A 291-nucleotide genomic window follows, 5' to 3' on the forward strand; every position below is an offset into this window, starting at 1 on the left:
GTTCCCGGCGTACAGCCGGAGGCCTCCGGAGGAATCCCTTGCCAGAAGGTCGCTCTTGCCGTCGCCGTTGAAGTCACCCGGTGCCACAACCATGGTCATTGCGGTCCAGCCGGTTCCGGCCTGCACTCGTGTCTGCAGCCCTCCTGCTCCGTTTCCGGGGTACAACCACAAGACGCCGCTGGTATCACGTGCCAGGATGTCGCTGCGCCCGTCACCGTTGAAGTCCTTGGTGGGAACAATGAGGTTCAGCGTATTCCAGCCGGTGCCCATCGATCGCTGCGTCAGCCACCC

Annotated in this window: 1 protein-coding gene; it reads right to left on the reverse strand. The window is 63.6% G+C overall.

Translation table 11 applies throughout. From position 1 onward, the window contains the following. Positions 1 to 291, reverse strand: a 291-nt coding sequence (locus tag SB679_RS23735; protein WP_410704717.1) for an FG-GAP repeat domain-containing protein, incomplete at both ends; no start/stop codon positions are given.

This window comes from Chryseobacterium sp. SIMBA_029 (assembly GCF_046535275.1).
Classification (GTDB): Bacteria; Bacteroidota; Bacteroidia; order Flavobacteriales; family Weeksellaceae; genus Chryseobacterium.